The organism is Halobacillus campisalis (assembly GCF_030345335.1).
GTDB lineage: Bacteria > Bacillota > Bacilli > Bacillales > Halobacillaceae > Halobacillus_A > Halobacillus_A campisalis.
Genome location: NZ_JAPVRC010000002.1, coordinates 264,695 through 280,228 on the forward strand (window position 1 = coordinate 264,695; position 15,534 = coordinate 280,228).

At 42.1% G+C, this 15,534-nt stretch carries 11 protein-coding genes; 9 read left to right on the forward strand and 2 right to left on the reverse strand.

What is annotated here, in order from left to right:
- Positions 1–34 precede the first annotated feature (34 nt).
- Positions 35–601, reverse strand: coding sequence for a glycerol-3-phosphate responsive antiterminator (locus O2Q26_RS05505; protein ID WP_289214935.1), 567 nt, complete (start codon positions 599–601; stop codon positions 35–37).
- A 267-nt stretch (positions 602–868) separates the two neighbouring features.
- Between O2Q26_RS05505 and O2Q26_RS05510 the strand changes: the two genes are divergently transcribed.
- From O2Q26_RS05510 to O2Q26_RS05525, 4 genes are all read left to right on the forward strand, one after another.
- A complete protein-coding gene (locus tag O2Q26_RS05510) occupies positions 869–1,645 on the forward strand; it encodes an SDR family NAD(P)-dependent oxidoreductase (protein WP_289214936.1) in 777 nt (258 codons plus the stop codon).
- Between the two features lie 41 nt (positions 1,646–1,686).
- A complete protein-coding gene (locus tag O2Q26_RS05515; protein ID WP_289214937.1) occupies positions 1,687–3,123 on the forward strand; it encodes an FGGY-family carbohydrate kinase in 1,437 nt (478 codons plus the stop codon).
- Between the two features lie 48 nt (positions 3,124–3,171).
- On the forward strand, positions 3,172–4,617 hold the full coding sequence (locus tag O2Q26_RS05520) for an FAD-binding oxidoreductase (RefSeq protein WP_289214938.1): 1,446 nt from the start codon (positions 3,172–3,174) through the stop codon (positions 4,615–4,617).
- 214 nt (positions 4,618–4,831) lie between these two features.
- Positions 4,832–6,391, forward strand: a complete 1,560-nt coding sequence (locus tag O2Q26_RS05525; protein ID WP_289214939.1) for a BCCT family transporter — start codon at positions 4,832–4,834, stop codon at positions 6,389–6,391.
- 174 nt (positions 6,392–6,565) lie between these two features.
- Here the strand turns inward: O2Q26_RS05525 and O2Q26_RS05530 are convergent, their stop codons facing one another.
- A complete protein-coding gene (locus O2Q26_RS05530; protein WP_289214940.1) occupies positions 6,566–7,858 on the reverse strand; it encodes a DUF2254 domain-containing protein in 1,293 nt (430 codons plus the stop codon).
- A gap of 282 nt (positions 7,859–8,140) precedes the next feature.
- Here O2Q26_RS05530 and O2Q26_RS05535 point away from each other — a divergent pair, with 282 nt between their 5' ends.
- The 5 genes from O2Q26_RS05535 (at position 8,141) to O2Q26_RS05555 (ending at position 15,352) form a co-directional block, all read left to right on the forward strand.
- A complete protein-coding gene (locus O2Q26_RS05535) occupies positions 8,141–9,373 on the forward strand; it encodes an NADH:flavin oxidoreductase/NADH oxidase family protein (protein ID WP_289214941.1) in 1,233 nt (410 codons plus the stop codon).
- A 234-nt stretch (positions 9,374–9,607) separates the two neighbouring features.
- A complete protein-coding gene (locus O2Q26_RS05540) occupies positions 9,608–11,146 on the forward strand; it encodes a BCCT family transporter (RefSeq protein ID WP_289214942.1) in 1,539 nt (512 codons plus the stop codon).
- Positions 11,147–11,294: 148 nt separating this feature from the next.
- On the forward strand, positions 11,295–11,957 hold the full coding sequence (locus O2Q26_RS05545; RefSeq protein WP_289214943.1) for a lysozyme family protein: 663 nt from the start codon (positions 11,295–11,297) through the stop codon (positions 11,955–11,957).
- 295 nt (positions 11,958–12,252) lie between these two features.
- Positions 12,253–13,341, forward strand: a complete 1,089-nt coding sequence (locus O2Q26_RS05550) for an NAD(P)-binding protein (protein ID WP_289214944.1) — start codon at positions 12,253–12,255, stop codon at positions 13,339–13,341.
- Positions 13,342–14,506: 1,165 nt separating this feature from the next.
- Positions 14,507–15,352, forward strand: coding sequence for a protein-glutamine gamma-glutamyltransferase (locus O2Q26_RS05555; protein ID WP_289214945.1), 846 nt, complete (start codon positions 14,507–14,509; stop codon positions 15,350–15,352).
- The last annotated feature ends 182 nt before the right edge of the window (positions 15,353–15,534 follow it).

The window sequence follows — 15,534 nt, forward strand, 5'->3', positions numbered from 1 at the left end:
TATGGTCGGGCCACGATCGAGGAGAACGTTGCTGCTACATATACCAAACTTCATTGTTTGTGGACGAAATAGCAACAGCGCCAGCTTGTAGTGCTGTGACGACATCTTCTTTCTCACAGACTAATCCACTGGCTATAATCGGGGTATCAATCTTGTCTTTGACCCAGTCGATCGCTTTCGGCATCATACCTGGAAGTATTTCAATAAAGTGAGGGTTGGAGTTTGCGATTTGTTTATCCATGCTTCGAAATGACATGGAATCGACTAAGAAAAAACGATGGACTGTATAAAAACCGTAGCTTCTTGCGGCGTGAACCATTTGAGCTTTCGTACTGATGATGCCGTCCGCATCCGTACTTTCTTTAAGGAATTGCAGGGCGACTTCTTTATTGGAGGTGCCTTCAAGAAGGTCGATATGGACAAAAGCCAGCTTATTATGAGCTTTCACTTGGTCTACGATGTTACCGACATTGATAATATCACTATTTAAGATGAAGATGATGGTGCAGTCTGTCTGGATGGCTTCTTCTAACCCTTTTTTATCTTTGACTGCAGCAATGACCGGATTTTCTGCTAGGACGTCTTCCACTTGTTCTCTCATAATAATCTCCTTATCCTATTTTTAGTATTTCCATAACCTATTATATAGGAGATGAAAGAGGTTGGAAAATTTAACGGGTTCAATAGGTAAACTGTCGAAAAAGGCAGAATAATAGAACAGGGGCGGTTGACAGTTTGAGAAGGTAACCATATACTATTAACAGTTAAAGTTACTAGAGCCGAGAGAAAAGTAACTTCCCCTGGGGGAAGTATGCTTTTCTCTCTTTTTTTTGCTCTTAATTGTAAGGAATGGGAGGGAATACAGAAAATGAATATAACAGACTTCACGATGGATTTCTTTTCTCTCAAAGGCCAGACTGCTCTCGTCACTGGAGGAAACTCAGGACTGGGACGCGCTTTTTCACTGGCTTTAGCTAAAGCAGGTGCGGACGTTTTTATTCCGAGTCTGACCGATGATGACGGCACGACGAAAAAGCTGATAGAAAAAGAAGGATGCCGGATGGAATTCATGCAGGTGGATATTACGGAAGACGGAGCGGCTAAGCGTGTCGTTGAGACATGCATTGAAACGATGGGTGGGCTTGATATTGTCGTTAATAGTGCAGGTCTTAATAAAGTAGCGGATTTTGAGGAATTCGACAGAAACAAATGGGACCCGATGATTCAAGTGAATTTGACTGCTTCGTTTGAAATGAGTCATGAAGCTGCAAAGACCATGATACCTAAGCGCCGCGGGAAGATCATCAACGTTTGTTCGGTGTTTTCTTTTCAGGGAGGGCAAGGTTCGCCGGCTTATGCAGCGAGTAAGCATGGGGTGGCTGGATTAACGAAAGCTTATTGTGATGACCTTGCTTCTTATAACATTCAAGTGAATGGCATCGCACCAGGCTACTATGCGACAGAATTAACCAAAGAAACGAGAAATGATCCGAAGACAAACCAAAAAGTGCTGGACCACACGCCTGCCAATCGCTGGGGAGAACCTGTGGATTTAATGGGAGCCGTTGTATTTCTGGCTAGTGGAGCTTCCGATTACGTTAACGGTCACATTTTATCCGTAGATGGCGGCTATCTCGTCCGGTAGGAATTTATCTTTGCTTTTAGTGAAAGGAAGGTGAGAACTGCATGAAATATATTATTGGAGTCGATGGCGGCTCCCAAAGTACAAAAGTGGTGATTTATGATCTCGCAGGCAAGGTCGTAAGCGAAGGCAGGAAAGAACTGCAGCCTATGAGTTTACCGAAGCCTGGACTTGTTGAGCATCCGGATGACGACTTATGGGAGTCTTTAGTGGATGCCAGTCAGGAAGCTATGAACCGCTTCCCTGGTGAAAAGGAAGATATTATCGGTCTTGGACTTTGTACCATTCGCTTCGTACGATGCCTGCTGAAAGAAGATGGAACGCTGTCCGCCCCGGCGATGAGCTGGATGGACGAGCGAGTCTCAAAGCCTTATGAACATACGAACCACGATACAGCTTACGTTACGACGTCTTCGGGATACATTACGCACAGGCTGACAGGTGAATTTAAGGATTCATCAGGAAATTATCAAGGTTTGTGGCCGATTAATACAGATACGTGGGATTGGAGCGAAGATGATGAAGTCTTCAAGAAATATAACATCCCACGCCACATGCTGTTTGATCTTCAAAACCCTGGTACTGTCCTCGGCTGTGTGACAAAAGAAGCAGCAGAAGCAACAGGTATTCCTGGTGACATTCCTGTAATTGCTACTGCTAATGATAAAGCGGTCGAAGCATTAGGAGCTGGCATGCTATCCGATCAATCCGGGCTCATCTCTTTAGGGACATATATAGCGGGTATGGTTCATGGGCACGAGAATCCTAGAGATACTACTCATTTTTTTCCGAATTTTGCTGCAGTTCCACATGAATATTTATATGAAAGCAATGGAATTCGAAGGGGCATGTGGACGGTTAGCTGGTTTAAAGAGTTACTCGGAGAAGAGTTGACGAAACAGGCAGAAGCATTGAAGGTATCACCCGAAGAATTTCTAAATAATGAAGCTGCAGAAACTGTACCGGCTGGCAGTGATGGGTTGATAACAGTACTCGATTGGCTTTCTACAGCCGATGAGCCTTTTAAAAAAGGAATGATGATCGGCTTTGACGGCCGTCACAGTAGAGCCCATATGTATCACTCTATTCTGGAAGGCATCGCTTTAACGATGAAGACGAATTTCGATGCTATGTGCGAGGAACTCGATATAAAACTCGATAACATCGTCATTACCGGAGGAGGATCGAATGGTGACCTGATTATGCAGATTTTTGCCAATGTATTTGGTATAGAGGCAAAGCGGAATTCGGTTAACGGTTCAGCGAGTCTCGGGGCTGCGATTAACACCGCAGTGGCTCTTGAAGTGTACAACACTTACGGAGAAGCCGTCGATCAGATGGTGGAGGTGAGTGATACGTTCACCCCTGAAAAAGATAAGCATGACTTCTATACTCGATTTAGCAAAGAAGTGTATCAACAAGTTACAGCCCATACCGATGGTCTTTTGAAAAAAGCTCATGCTTTCTTTAATGAACAATGAGAGATGTCTACTTAAATTTAAAAATTAATAGGTAAAGGAGTTTTATAAATGGGATTAACGAAAGAACAAATCATTAGCGAATTGAAAGCGATCGTATCAGAGGATCAAATCATTACAGATGAACAAGTCTTAAAAGAGAACAGCGTGGACCGTTTCCGTAAATATGAAACCATTCACGGCGTGTACACCCAGCCGCTTCCTGCAGCTGTGGTAAAGGTGAAAAGCGAACAAGAGGTATCTGATCTTCTGAAATATATGAATGAAAACAACATCAATGCCGTGCCGAGAACAGGCGGGTCTGCTACTGAAGGCGGCCTTGAGACAGTAGTTGAGAACTCTCTAGTCATTGATGGATCAGCTATGAATGAAATTGTAAGCATCGACGAGTATGACATGCTTGCGACAGTGAAGTGCGGCGTGCCTCTAGAAGAACTTGAAGACAAATTGCGTGAACAAGGGTTAACAACGGGACACTCTCCGCAATCGAAGCCGCTTGCACAAATGGGAGGGCTTGTAGCTACACGAAGCATCGGGCAGCTGTCTACGTTATACGGCGGCATTGAAGATATGGTGATTGGTGTTGAAGCGGTGTTCCCTAACGGAGAAATAACGAAAATCAAAAATATCCCTAGACGTGCAGCTGGACCGGATATTCGCCACGTCATTATCGGGAATGAAGGTGCGCTTTGTTATATCACGGAAGTGACCGTGAAAGTTTTCCAATACAAGCCTGAGAACAATCAGTATTACGGCTATCTTTTAGACGATATGAAATCTGGATTTGAGATTCTTCGTGAAGTAATGGTGCAAGGTTATCGCCCATCCGTGGCTCGGCTGTACGACCCTGAGGACGCAGCGGACCACTTTGATTTTGCTAAAGGGAAGTGTGTATTGATATTCATGGCGGAAGGACCAAAGTCCATCGCTGAAGCGACAGGAAAAGCGATAGAAGATATCGTTGCTGAATTTGCAGAGAGTGAGCGTGTGGAAAGCAGTTTAATCCAGAATTGGTTCGAAAACTTGAACTGGGATCCTTCGAAAGTCAGCGAAGAAAGACAAGAAATCAAGGAAACGAACAACATCGGGTTTACGACTGAAGTGTCTGGTTCATGGGGGGTCATTAACGATATTTATGAGCGCTGCATCAAGCGTGTCCGTGAGGAAATTCCTCATATTACGATGCTTGGCGGTCACTCTTCCCACAGTTACATGAACGGTACGAATATGTACTTCGTCTATTACTATGATCTCGTTGATATTAAGCCTGAGGAAGAAATTACGAAGTACCACTATCCGATCAATAAGATTATCGTTGAAGAGACGATTGCGGCGGGTGGATCCATGGTACACCACCACGGAGTCGGGAAACACCGTACGCCTTGGATCAAAGACGAGTACGGATCTTCTTATTATATTTTAGAAACGTTGAAAAAAGCTTTTGACCCGAACGGAATTATGAATAAAGGAACGATTTTTCCTAAAGAAGATGAATAGAGATGATTGAAAAAATACAGCATGCTGTCGAGTGCAGGGCTCACACCCCTGTCTCTGCAGCACCCTGTATAATTGTTTCCTGGTAGAGGAGAAGGAGAACCTTTTTCCAAAAAGGTGGTCTCCTATAATGAAAACGTTTTTATATAGACACGTGCCTGCAAAGTCCTTTGAATTGCACGTTCACATCTAATTTACATCATCAAGGAGGAAAAATGTGAAGAATTTAAAATCAAACAGAATTCGTCCGCTGGTTTTCTTTCCAGCTTTTATCTTACTCTTAATTACCATTATATTGAACTTTGTGAGTTACGACTGGTTTCTACGGGTAACGACAACTGCTCAAAATTTTATGACACAAGAGGTAGGCTGGGTCTTCAGTCTGGCTGGAGTAGGTTGTGTAATTCTAATTATTTTTGCTTACTTTTCACCTTTAGGGAATGTGAAAATCGGGGGAAAGGAAGCGAAACCTTTACTTAAAAAGAAAACTTGGTTCGCGATTACATTAACAACAACGATTGCCGCAGGTATTTTATTTTGGGGAACTGCAGAGCCTATATCTCACTTAACTGCCCCTCCTGAATCCCTGGGAATTGAACCTATGTCGGCGGAGGCTGCGATTTTCGCTATGGAGACGCTGTATCTGCACTGGACATTCATCCCATATGCCTTCTATTCTGTCCCGACCATCGTATTTGCGTTTGCTTACTATAATATGAGACGTTCATTTAGTGTAGGCGCACAAATATCACCGGCTCTTAGAAACTATAACCAGGATAAAATTAACGGCGTCGTTGATGCAGTCATTCTCTTTGCAGTAGCTGCCGCTATATCCTCTTCTTTTGGAACTTCCGTTATGAACATGGGAGGAGGCATCAATTCACTAACCGGAATTGATAACGATCGCTCATTGTGGATCGTCATTACGATTATTGGTACAATAGCTTTTATTATCTCTTCCAGTACTGGACTGATGAAAGGTATTCGAGTTCTAGCTGACTTTAATATTTATTTGTATTATATTATTATTGCTGCGCTGATTATTTTAGGTCCGACCGTATTCATGTTCAGCATGGGGACAGAAAGCTTCGGCGGCTTCTTGTCCAACTTCTTTGAGAAAGCATTATTTACAGGGGGAACAGCAGAGGACACCTGGGCAAGCGGTTGGACGACCTTCTACTGGTCCAACTGGATGGCTTGGGCACCTGTAACAGCCGTCTTCCTAGCCAGAATCGCTTATGGATACACAGTTAAAGAAGTTATTATGATGAACTTTGTCATCCCTGGATTTTTCAGTGTCATTTGGATGACTGTGTTAGGTGGTACAGCGATCAACTTCCAAATGACAGGAAAAGTTGACATTGCGGCAATTATCGAGGAACAAGGAACAGGAGCAGCCGGCTATGCCGTCTTAAGTGAAATACCATTCGCGGGTGTTCTTATCGTTCTTTATTTACTAGCTGTTATGATTTCTTTTGTTACAGCGACTGACTCGACAACGAACGCGATGGCTAGTATCAGTGCCACTGGAATTACTGAGGGTGCTCAAGAGGCGCCAATATTCATCAAAATCACCTGGGGTGTCATCGTCGGAGCCGTAGCTTTGATTTTCATTTCCACACTCGGCATCAACGGTATTATGACGTTATCATACTTAGGTGGGTTTCCGGCCTTGTTCTTAGGGATACTAAGTATTCTCTCTTTAATTGTCATCATGAGACAGCCGGCTAAGTTCGATCGTCACCTCCAGCAAGAACAAAAAAGAAATTCAGCATAAAACTAAAACCAGCTCTCCTAAGCAGGAGAGCTGGTTTTTCTATATGAATAAGAGCAGGCCAATGATGTTTAATTTGGTGGATAAACCTTTAGTTGATCATACGGCTTCCGCAGATTTTAGGTAGATCAATGAAAAAGAGATTGCAATTAACTTTCAGCTGCCCATAACCATTAATCAGCTGCACGCCTGTTTCAATTTCGCAACCTGATCATCATAGTATTCCCGGTCCAATCTTTCAAGTTTATCATCATCGACAGATCTCATAATATATTCGCTAAATTCCCAAACGTCTTTCTTGATGGCTTCGCGATTAACGAGCGCAATTTTATACAAAGCTTCTAATATACCAGTCATGACAGAAATATCATGTTTTCCATAAATTCTCATCTGGTAAAAGCTTTTATATAAATATTCTCTGTAAGATAACGGCTCTAATATGATACGGAGTTCATTGTCGTCATCGGCATAATAACGGATCGGCTCATACACTTCTCCTAACTCAGCAAGCAAGGATCCAATACGGTTGATGCAATTAATAGCTGTATGAGGATCATTGATACTTGGAGAAATAGCCTTTACGGAGATTTCTACCAGTTTTTGCAGGGAGAACTCGATATCCTGCAGATCCGTCCGTTCGTTTCCGAGCCATACATATCCTTCTCCCCATTCTTCCTTGATTTTTGTCTCTTCTTCAGACCAATAGTAGAAAAGCGGCATCCCTTTTTGAATATAAGACCCGACAAAAAAATTAGCTTCTAATAACACGTTATGCTGTTTAGCCCACTTAATCAAAGGCTGCATCATGACCCCTTGCGTATATCCTGAACGTTGAGCGTAGATGGCACGTTTTTCATATCTTTTTCGATGGTTAATATCTTCTTCGTCCCATTCAGTTCTCTCAACGTAATCTTTTTCGCGATAGGTTTTGTGGATGACTTTGGAAGTACTTGAGCGGATTTGTCCAATCAAGTTATTCACCTGCACGAAGCGGGACGAGTGGTGAATGAATAACACGAAAAAACCTAAACATATGATGGCTACGACAGCGGTTATAAAAGGGCTGAGCAACGCTTTATTCTTTTCTTCCCCCAAGAGAAGCAGCGTAATTAATACATACACAATCCCAAAAGAATAAACGCCCAATACGTGCTGTGTCACCCGGCTTCTCATAAAATCCTGCAGTGTGCGTGGAGAGAATTGGGTCGTATACGTTGTCAATACGACCATGATTGTTGAGAAACTGATGGTCGTCATTGTCAAAATTCCTGTTATCAAAGCTCCGTACATCGCCTGTGCTGAACTATTACCCATTAAAAAGATTGCCGGAATATTTTCTTTAATTGATGGTGTCATCCATAAGTCTATCATCGTGACCAGTGAAACGCTGAGGATAGCGAATAGACTATATATGACTGGAAGAAACCAAAAACTATCTCGCAAGTGTACCCATGTTTTTTCTTTATTCATCCCCTACTCACCTTTTCCTTCTTAAAACTGATTTTTTACAAGCTTCCCTAGTTTGCACGAAGTTTCCTAAACTCGCAATCATTTTAACGCCCTGCTAAAGTTTCACACGGTTTTCTCTTATCATTGGCCAATTGCTCTTAATGTATGATTGGATGCTGCATGAAAGACGGTGGGAAGAGATTTTTTCCAAACGTTCAGTTTCCTTTACGTTTAATGTAAAGGAAAGAAGGAGAAAGAAGATTACACTGATGCATCTAACAAAAATTAGAGGAGGCACTTCTAATGGATGAATGTACAATCTCACAACCATTCCAATTGAAAAATAAAAGAACGACATTAAAAAACAGGATTGTTAAATCTGCGATGAGTGAGGGACTAGCTGCAAAGAATCATCTTCCAGATATATCTATATTCCGGTTGTATGAAGCCTGGGCAAAGGGCGGAGCGGGTTTGGTCATTACAGGGAATGTAATGGTGGATAGAAGAGCGCTTGGAGAACCGCGCAATGTAGTATTAGAAGATGGTGAACATTTGGATTCCTTTAAAAGGTGGGCGGAAGCAGGGACGCAAAATGATACGCATTTGTGGATGCAAATCAATCATCCGGGCAAACAGGTGATCAAAGGGGTCGCCAAAGAAGCTGTAGCTCCGTCTGCCGTGAATTTTGACCCTAAGCTGCAGCGTTTTTTTCCGAAAAGCAGAGCTCTTACACAAAATGAAATTAAAGAGATCATTGATCGGTTTGCCACGACCGCTAAGCTTGCCCAGCGCGCTGGTTTTACAGGGGTGCAAATTCACGCTGCTCATGGATATTTAATCAGTCAGTTCCTTTCACCTCGTCATAATCAGAGGGATGATGAGTGGGGAGGATCTATAGCCAATCGGTTCAAGTTTTTAAGGGAAATTTACCAGGCGATTCGCACGGAAGTAGGAGAGGATTTTCCGATAGGAGTGAAGATCAACAGTTCTGATTTTATGAAAGCAGGATTCAGCGAAGAAGAGTCCCAATTTGTAATCCAGGAATTAGATCGAATCGGTGTGGACCTTATCGAAATTTCGGGAGGGACTTATGAAAAGCCGAATATGACTGGAAAAAACGTAAAGCCTTCCACGTTAGAACGTGAGGCTTACTTCCTGGAGTACGCCGAACAGCTAAAACAGAAAACAGATGTCCCTCTTGTTTTGACCGGAGGATTCAGGACACGATCCGGCATGAACCGGGCCTTGAGGGATGGCGCGACCGATTGTATTGGGCTGGCAAGGCCGACGGCGGTATACACTGATTACCCGAATCGATTGTTTCAGGGTCGTGCTGGGGCTATTTCAATTTCACCTATCAAAACTGGAGTTGGTCTAATTGATGATAAAGCCTTGTTGGAATTGACGTGGTACAGTCAGCAGCTGGATAGAATCGGACGGGGGAAACCCACGAAGCCGGAATTCTCACCGCTCCTTTCACTCATACTTACCGTTGTGAAAAATGGGAGAGATGTTTTTCAGAAAAGAAGAGAATAAAAATGCTGCCTAAGGAGCTTGGCTACTATGAATTATTTTTGTAACTTTACCAAAGGCACGTGCAGAGGCACCGTGGACAAATTTTCACCCATGTTTTCCAATGCGAATTTGTTCAGCTTTGAGAAAAAATCTCATGAAAAATTCCCTGAATATGTTTAATTAAAGTTTATTTAGGAGATTGTGTTGGGAATGAATTATTTTATCAATATAGAAAAATAGAGGGGAGGAACTTTAATGAAAAAGAAAAACTTAATCGATTATAGTATTTTTATACCATCTTTATTGATCATTATTGCGATCAGTATACCTTTTGCCATGTATGAAGCAGAATCATTAGAGGTCCTGAACTCGACTTTTGATTACATCGTCGAAGTGTTCAGTTGGGGCTATTTATGGTACGGATTGATCCTGGTGGCGGCAGGTCTGTTTTTATCATTCTCCAAATATGGTCAAGTCGTTTTAGGTGATCCGAAAGAAAAACCTCGATTTTCATTGTTCGAGTATGCCTCGATTCTGATAGCGATGGGGGTAGGATCCACCATCATGCGGACAGGGATGCTTGAATGGACGTCCGTAGCAAACGACCCTCCGGTTGGGGTCGAAGCTGGTTCCCCGGAAGCTCTATTGTGGGGAAATGCATATAGCATGTTCCTATGGGGGTTTCAGGTTTTTGCGATTTTCGTTATGATTGCACCGGCCATGGGATACATTCTCCATGTGCGAAAAAGACCTTTGATGAGGATCTCAGAAGCTTCCCGAGTCTTATTCGGTGATAAATTTACGGATGGACTCGGCGGAAAACTGTTAGATATCATTTTCCTTATCAGTATATTGGCAGGGGCAGCTGTGACCCTTGGTCTCGGAGCTCCGATTATTACGCACAACCTATCATCTCTGTTTGGAATCGAAGTAACATTCGGACTGACATTGATTGTTACCATCATCTGGGTATTTATGTTTTCCATTAGTGCATACTTAGGAGTTGAAAAAGGAATCAAACGGTTAAGTACATTTAATATGTATTTGGCTGGTCTTTTTGCGATTTTTATCGTCCTGGCCGGACCAGGCGTATTCATTTTGGACTATTTCACTGAGAGTGTTTCTTTCTTGCTCTCTAATTATCTCGATATATCATTGAACACTGCAGCAGTGACACCATCAGAAACGACACATATTCAAAGTAATACGGTGTTCTGGTTTGCTTATAGTGCGACGTGGGCGATGCTTCATAGTGTATTTGCTGCAAAAATTTCGAGAGGAAGAACGATCAAAGAAATGATTCTTACGTATTTCCTTGCGCCTACCTTGATTTCCTGGATTGCGACAGGTGTCCTGGGAGGATTAGGGGTACACAGATACTTGTCAGGTGAGCTTGCGGTGCTAGATCTAGTCAAGGAAGGCGAGTCGATGGCCGCAATTCCCGAAATCTTATCTACTCTGCCTCTTGGAGGACTTGCGATTGTCATCTTTATGATCGTCGCGCTCGTATTCTTGACGACTACCCTGGATTCGACAACGTATACGGTCGCTGCGTATACAAGTACGAGAGATATGAGTAAGTATGAGCCTCCTAAAATATTGCGCATAGTTATTGCTGGCGTCATTACAGCGCTTGCTCTCGTTCTCATGCGTATTGGTGGTCTTGCTCCGTTAGAAGTGATTTCAGGTCTGATGGGACTTCCGATTATCATTATTCAATTCCTGTTGATCTATGCTGCCAAACGGATGATCGATCAGGATAAAGCTTGGAAATATAATGTAAGAGAAGATTGAGATTAGTAAATGAACCACTCGTTAGTTCTAAAAACTGACGAATGGTTTTTTCTTTTATTAAGACTAGCAGTCTAGTAGTTCAAAGAGGTAAAACTATGAAACGCATGTTAAAATAAACTAAATAAACATCGCGAAAAGGGGGGAGAATATGCCGAAAAAAAAGAGTGAACCAAAATTCAAACGAGCTTTACTAGGTGCTTTTTTTAAGTATATTCTCCCGATCATGTTACTGGCCGGTGTCGTTCATACACTTTCTAATAGCACCATAGGCGATGGAATATCAGATAATCTTACCAGTGGCCGTACAGATAATTTGTCCCAGGATGTGCTTCAATATGAAGAAACTGTGGACAAGTACGCAAAAGAAGAAGGGATTGAAGAGCACGTTGATATCCTATTGGCCATCATGATGCAGGAATCCGGCGGAAAAGGCGATGATCCTATGCAGGCTTCTGAATCTCTTTGTGGTTCTGTAGGATGTATCGATGATCCTGAACGATCGATAGAGCAAGGTGTTTCTCATTTTGCTCAAACCATGGATCAAGCTGATCAGGACGTGAAGTTAGCATTACAGTCATATAACTTCGGTTCTGGTTTCATCGATTTCGTCATGGAAAACGGTGGGGAATATACGCAGGAATTAGCGATAGAATTCTCCGCGATGAAGTACGAGGAATTAGAGCACACAGGCGATTACAGCTGTCTCCGTTCAGAAGCCGTCCAATATGATGCTTGTTACGGTGATATTTACTATGTAGATGCAGTACTGGGATATTATGATTCTTTGGATGGCAGCGAAGATGTCTTATAATTATGGAAAAGCGTTCAGAATAGTACCTCTGAACGCTTTTTTTGTTGCCGTGAAATTTCTGTACCTGCTGTTTTAGTAGTCAGCACCTATACTTTAAGACTGAATCTTTCAAAGGTTTTAAATAATTGTCAGATTGTAAAAAAATTGAAGTAAATAAAATATTTCACAATTGCTTGAAAAGCCCTCCTTGAAAAATCCACCTGATGCGACTGCTTAATTTCCTTGCGTCCTGCATAGAATCCAGAGCCGAAACGCACAATAAGACCGCCTAATCAGAAAAATGGGAGGAATGGAAATGAATATTGCGATTATGGGTGCTGGATTATCGGGACTGGCCTGTGCTTTGACTCTGGAAAAGTACGGATATGAAGCTGATATTTTTGAAAGGCGCGGGATGGTAGGTGATCGTTTTGTCATTGCGGAAGCGATGTTTTCTATGTTTCATACTCCTTATGATGATGCAATTAAATTTCTGTCTGAAACCCACGATATTCACTTGAAACCTTCTAGTAATATTCAAAAAATATACGTACATTCCGAGAAAGAGACATCTTATGTCGAAGGCCATTTGGGATTTGTTAATATGAGAGGCAAACACTCGGAATCCTTTGAGAAGCAGATGGCCGTACAACTCAAAGGAAATATAAAGTTTAATCAAGAAGTAACCTACGATGAAATTTCTAAAGAATACACTCATGTGGTTATGAGTACCGGAGATGCGTTAGATACAAAAAAACTGCAGACGTATGACACAGCGTTCAAAGCTTCTTTTAAAGGTGCAGTAGTTAAAGGGGATTTTAACCAGACAGAAGCCCATTCATTTTTTAACTACGAATATGCCCCTAAAGGGATGGGGTACATACTTTCTCATTCTGATCGTGAAGCGAGCATCGTACTCGTCTATCCTCAATACTCAGAAAATAAAGATCTCGATAAAGAACAATTGTGGCAAAAGTTTTTGGCGGATTGCACTAAAAGATTAGATCAAGAATTTACATTAGTGAACGAATATTCTCTTGAGGATTACCGAATAGGAAAAACGGAAACTCCGAGGATTGGAAATACGTTTTTTGTTGGTAACTGCTGGGGGTCAATTACTCCTGTATTCGGCTTCGGGCAATTTGAATCGATATTGACAGGGATTTACGCCGCTCATGATATCGTTGGAATAGGAAACTATGAGAAGCTTGTTCAACCACTTTATCAGTCTTACCATGATTCTCTTACACTTCGCAGGATGATGGAGAAATTCGATAATAAACAACTCGATCGTATCACTAAAGCTCTAGATAACAAATTGGTTGAAGAACTTATCACAAATAAAAATATAAATGCATTAAAAATTCTGAGCAAGATCGTCCACCCGTTCAGCCGACAGTCTTAAGCGTGGAAAACTGAATGTAAAAGTGATTGAAAAACTTCTCTTTTAAGTAAGGATCTGTCAGAAGTTATTATACAAACTGGCAGGATACTTTAAGACTCAGTTTCGAGATAACCAGGGTTCGTGGCTGCAATGAGAGTCTGGTGTGGTTGGGAAGCTACTCGCTTTCCTGTGGGGGAAGTGGCGAGCTTCCTCGGGCTTGCAGCCCTGTGGGATCTCACCTACATCCTTCTCCCACGGGAGTCTCGCAGCTTCCCAACCACACCAATCGATAGGAGATGAACGAACCCCCTTATACTGTTCTTTGAATTATTTTTATCTCCACCATCTCAGTCCAGTCCATACGCCGCTGAACGAAGTGCTTCCGCTTTCAAGGGTAGGAGCCTCGCACATTCCTAAAGCCCCTAACTTATATTACGGGACGGAACTATGAAATGAGAAGCAGAAACTCTCTTGTACCAACGTTTGCAGAATAATTAAACCGGTTGTTTTAGAAAAACTAACTATCCAATAGGGTTTTCAATTCTGTGAAAGTAAGCTAGAAATGAACCCTTTTTGCAAGAAGGTGCGTCTTCTTTATCCATGTTCGTTTTTTGGTGAGCGTTTGTTTATAGGGATAAACCACACAATATCAAGTTTTTATCATAACTGTAGCGAAGCATCTGACATCCTGAAATCGGTGTTTCCGTACCACCTAATCATCGTAAAGAGCTCCGGGAAATCGCGAGACTCCTGTGGGAAAAGAGTGCTTGGTGAGACCCCGGAGAGCGTTAGCTCGAGGAGGCTCACTGCGCTCCCACGGAAAGCGAGTGATTTCCCGGAGCTCTAAACGCTGTCACTCATAACGGAACCAGCCCGAATAACTCGAATTTGAGTCTTCCACTAAAGGGAGCTTTAGTTGAACAACTTAATTTAAATATGTTAAAAGGCTCGGTCAAAAGATGACTGAGTCTTTTCTTATTTTAATGCGAAATAACCCTTATAAATTTTTGATTGAATTTATTATACAATTTCACATGCAAATCGATATGGATGTTGGAATCCCTGCAATAGCACGGAACCAGTTACTTTTTTAGGGCTTCTTTCATATTTTTAACAAGTATATCTTTAGTATGGAATAAGCTGTAGATAAGAGGAATATCCACTGAAAAGCAGAAAGAGGTGTAAGATGAATATTTTATCGGGGACACCCTTTCAGGAAAGCGGCGGTTGGTCTAAAAACAGTACGGAAGCTGAAATTTACCGGTTGATGAATGAATCTTCGCTTCCATATTCGTATCGCTACCCGGGTGAATTAAATTTTGAAATGACGTTACGCAATAGCATAGTTGAAAGCGCAAAAGCAATGCACCAAAGCGCTGCCTCATTTGCAACATTTGAAACAACACGTGTCAATTCTCAGTATTGGAATATGACAGAATTCGGAGGTTTCCGTATAAAACCAGGGGTCAGACCATCTGATGCGATCCGTGACATCTTTACCAACGGTTCTTATTATGGTTTCGAGTGTGCAGGCGCTATGCTCATCATTTATTATGACGCTGTTCTTCGAGTGCTGGGGGAAAGGACGTTTAATCAGTTATTTCCGGATATATTCATTTATAGCTGGCATGCGGACAGCGATCTTGGTATCCATCCCACGCGCACAATGAATTTTCTTACGGGTGATGTTGTCTATTTTGAGAATCCTGACTTTGATCCGCGTACGCCTCATTGGAGGGGGGAAAATGCTGTGGTGCTCGGAGGTGGTCTTTACTTTGGACATGGAATAGGAATTATGACGGCAGAACAGATGATCCAAGCTCTTAATTCAACGAGACGCCCCGGGGCTTTTCAGTCCGCCTATTTATCGGATTTAGTGGTAAGACCGTCCTTCCAGTATTTAAGTAATTTTGCGACAGGAATGCGAAGCACTTCGAAAGTAAAATATCAGTCCGTGATTGTGCTTCATAACGAAGATTCCATTCCACTTCTCCGATATAGAATGTATCTTACCATGATTTATCAGGGATGATAAGATCTCAGAGGGCTGTCTAGACAGCCCTCTGAGATTCATGATTACTATTTTGCTTGTGCTTCATCTTCATAGGAACGGTGAGAGTCTTTTTTGATCATTGTGTCTGCGTAATAAGATTATGAATTAGTGTGAGGTTGACATCTTGATTTATAATTGTTAAGATAAAAGTTAATTATTCA

Excerpts from the sequence above, each read along its gene's own strand:
- O2Q26_RS05540 (WP_289214942.1), top strand. The coding sequence starts at position 9,608 with ATGAAAAAGAAAAACTTAATCGATTATAGTATTTTTATACCATCTTTA.
- O2Q26_RS05520 (WP_289214938.1), top strand. The coding sequence starts at position 3,172 with ATGGGATTAACGAAAGAACAAATCATTAGCGAATTGAAAGCGATCGTA.
- O2Q26_RS05515 (WP_289214937.1), top strand. The coding sequence starts at position 1,687 with ATGAAATATATTATTGGAGTCGATGGCGGCTCCCAAAGTACAAAAGTG.
- O2Q26_RS05530 (WP_289214940.1), bottom strand. The coding sequence starts at position 7,858 with ATGAATAAAGAAAAAACATGGGTACACTTGCGAGATAGTTTTTGGTTT.
- O2Q26_RS05535 (WP_289214941.1), top strand. The coding sequence starts at position 8,141 with ATGGATGAATGTACAATCTCACAACCATTCCAATTGAAAAATAAAAGA.
- O2Q26_RS05545 (WP_289214943.1), top strand. The coding sequence starts at position 11,295 with ATGCCGAAAAAAAAGAGTGAACCAAAATTCAAACGAGCTTTACTAGGT.
- O2Q26_RS05555 (WP_289214945.1), top strand. The coding sequence starts at position 14,507 with ATGAATATTTTATCGGGGACACCCTTTCAGGAAAGCGGCGGTTGGTCT.
- O2Q26_RS05550 (WP_289214944.1), top strand. The coding sequence starts at position 12,253 with ATGAATATTGCGATTATGGGTGCTGGATTATCGGGACTGGCCTGTGCT.
- O2Q26_RS05505 (WP_289214935.1), bottom strand. The coding sequence starts at position 601 with ATGAGAGAACAAGTGGAAGACGTCCTAGCAGAAAATCCGGTCATTGCT.
- O2Q26_RS05510 (WP_289214936.1), top strand. The coding sequence starts at position 869 with ATGAATATAACAGACTTCACGATGGATTTCTTTTCTCTCAAAGGCCAG.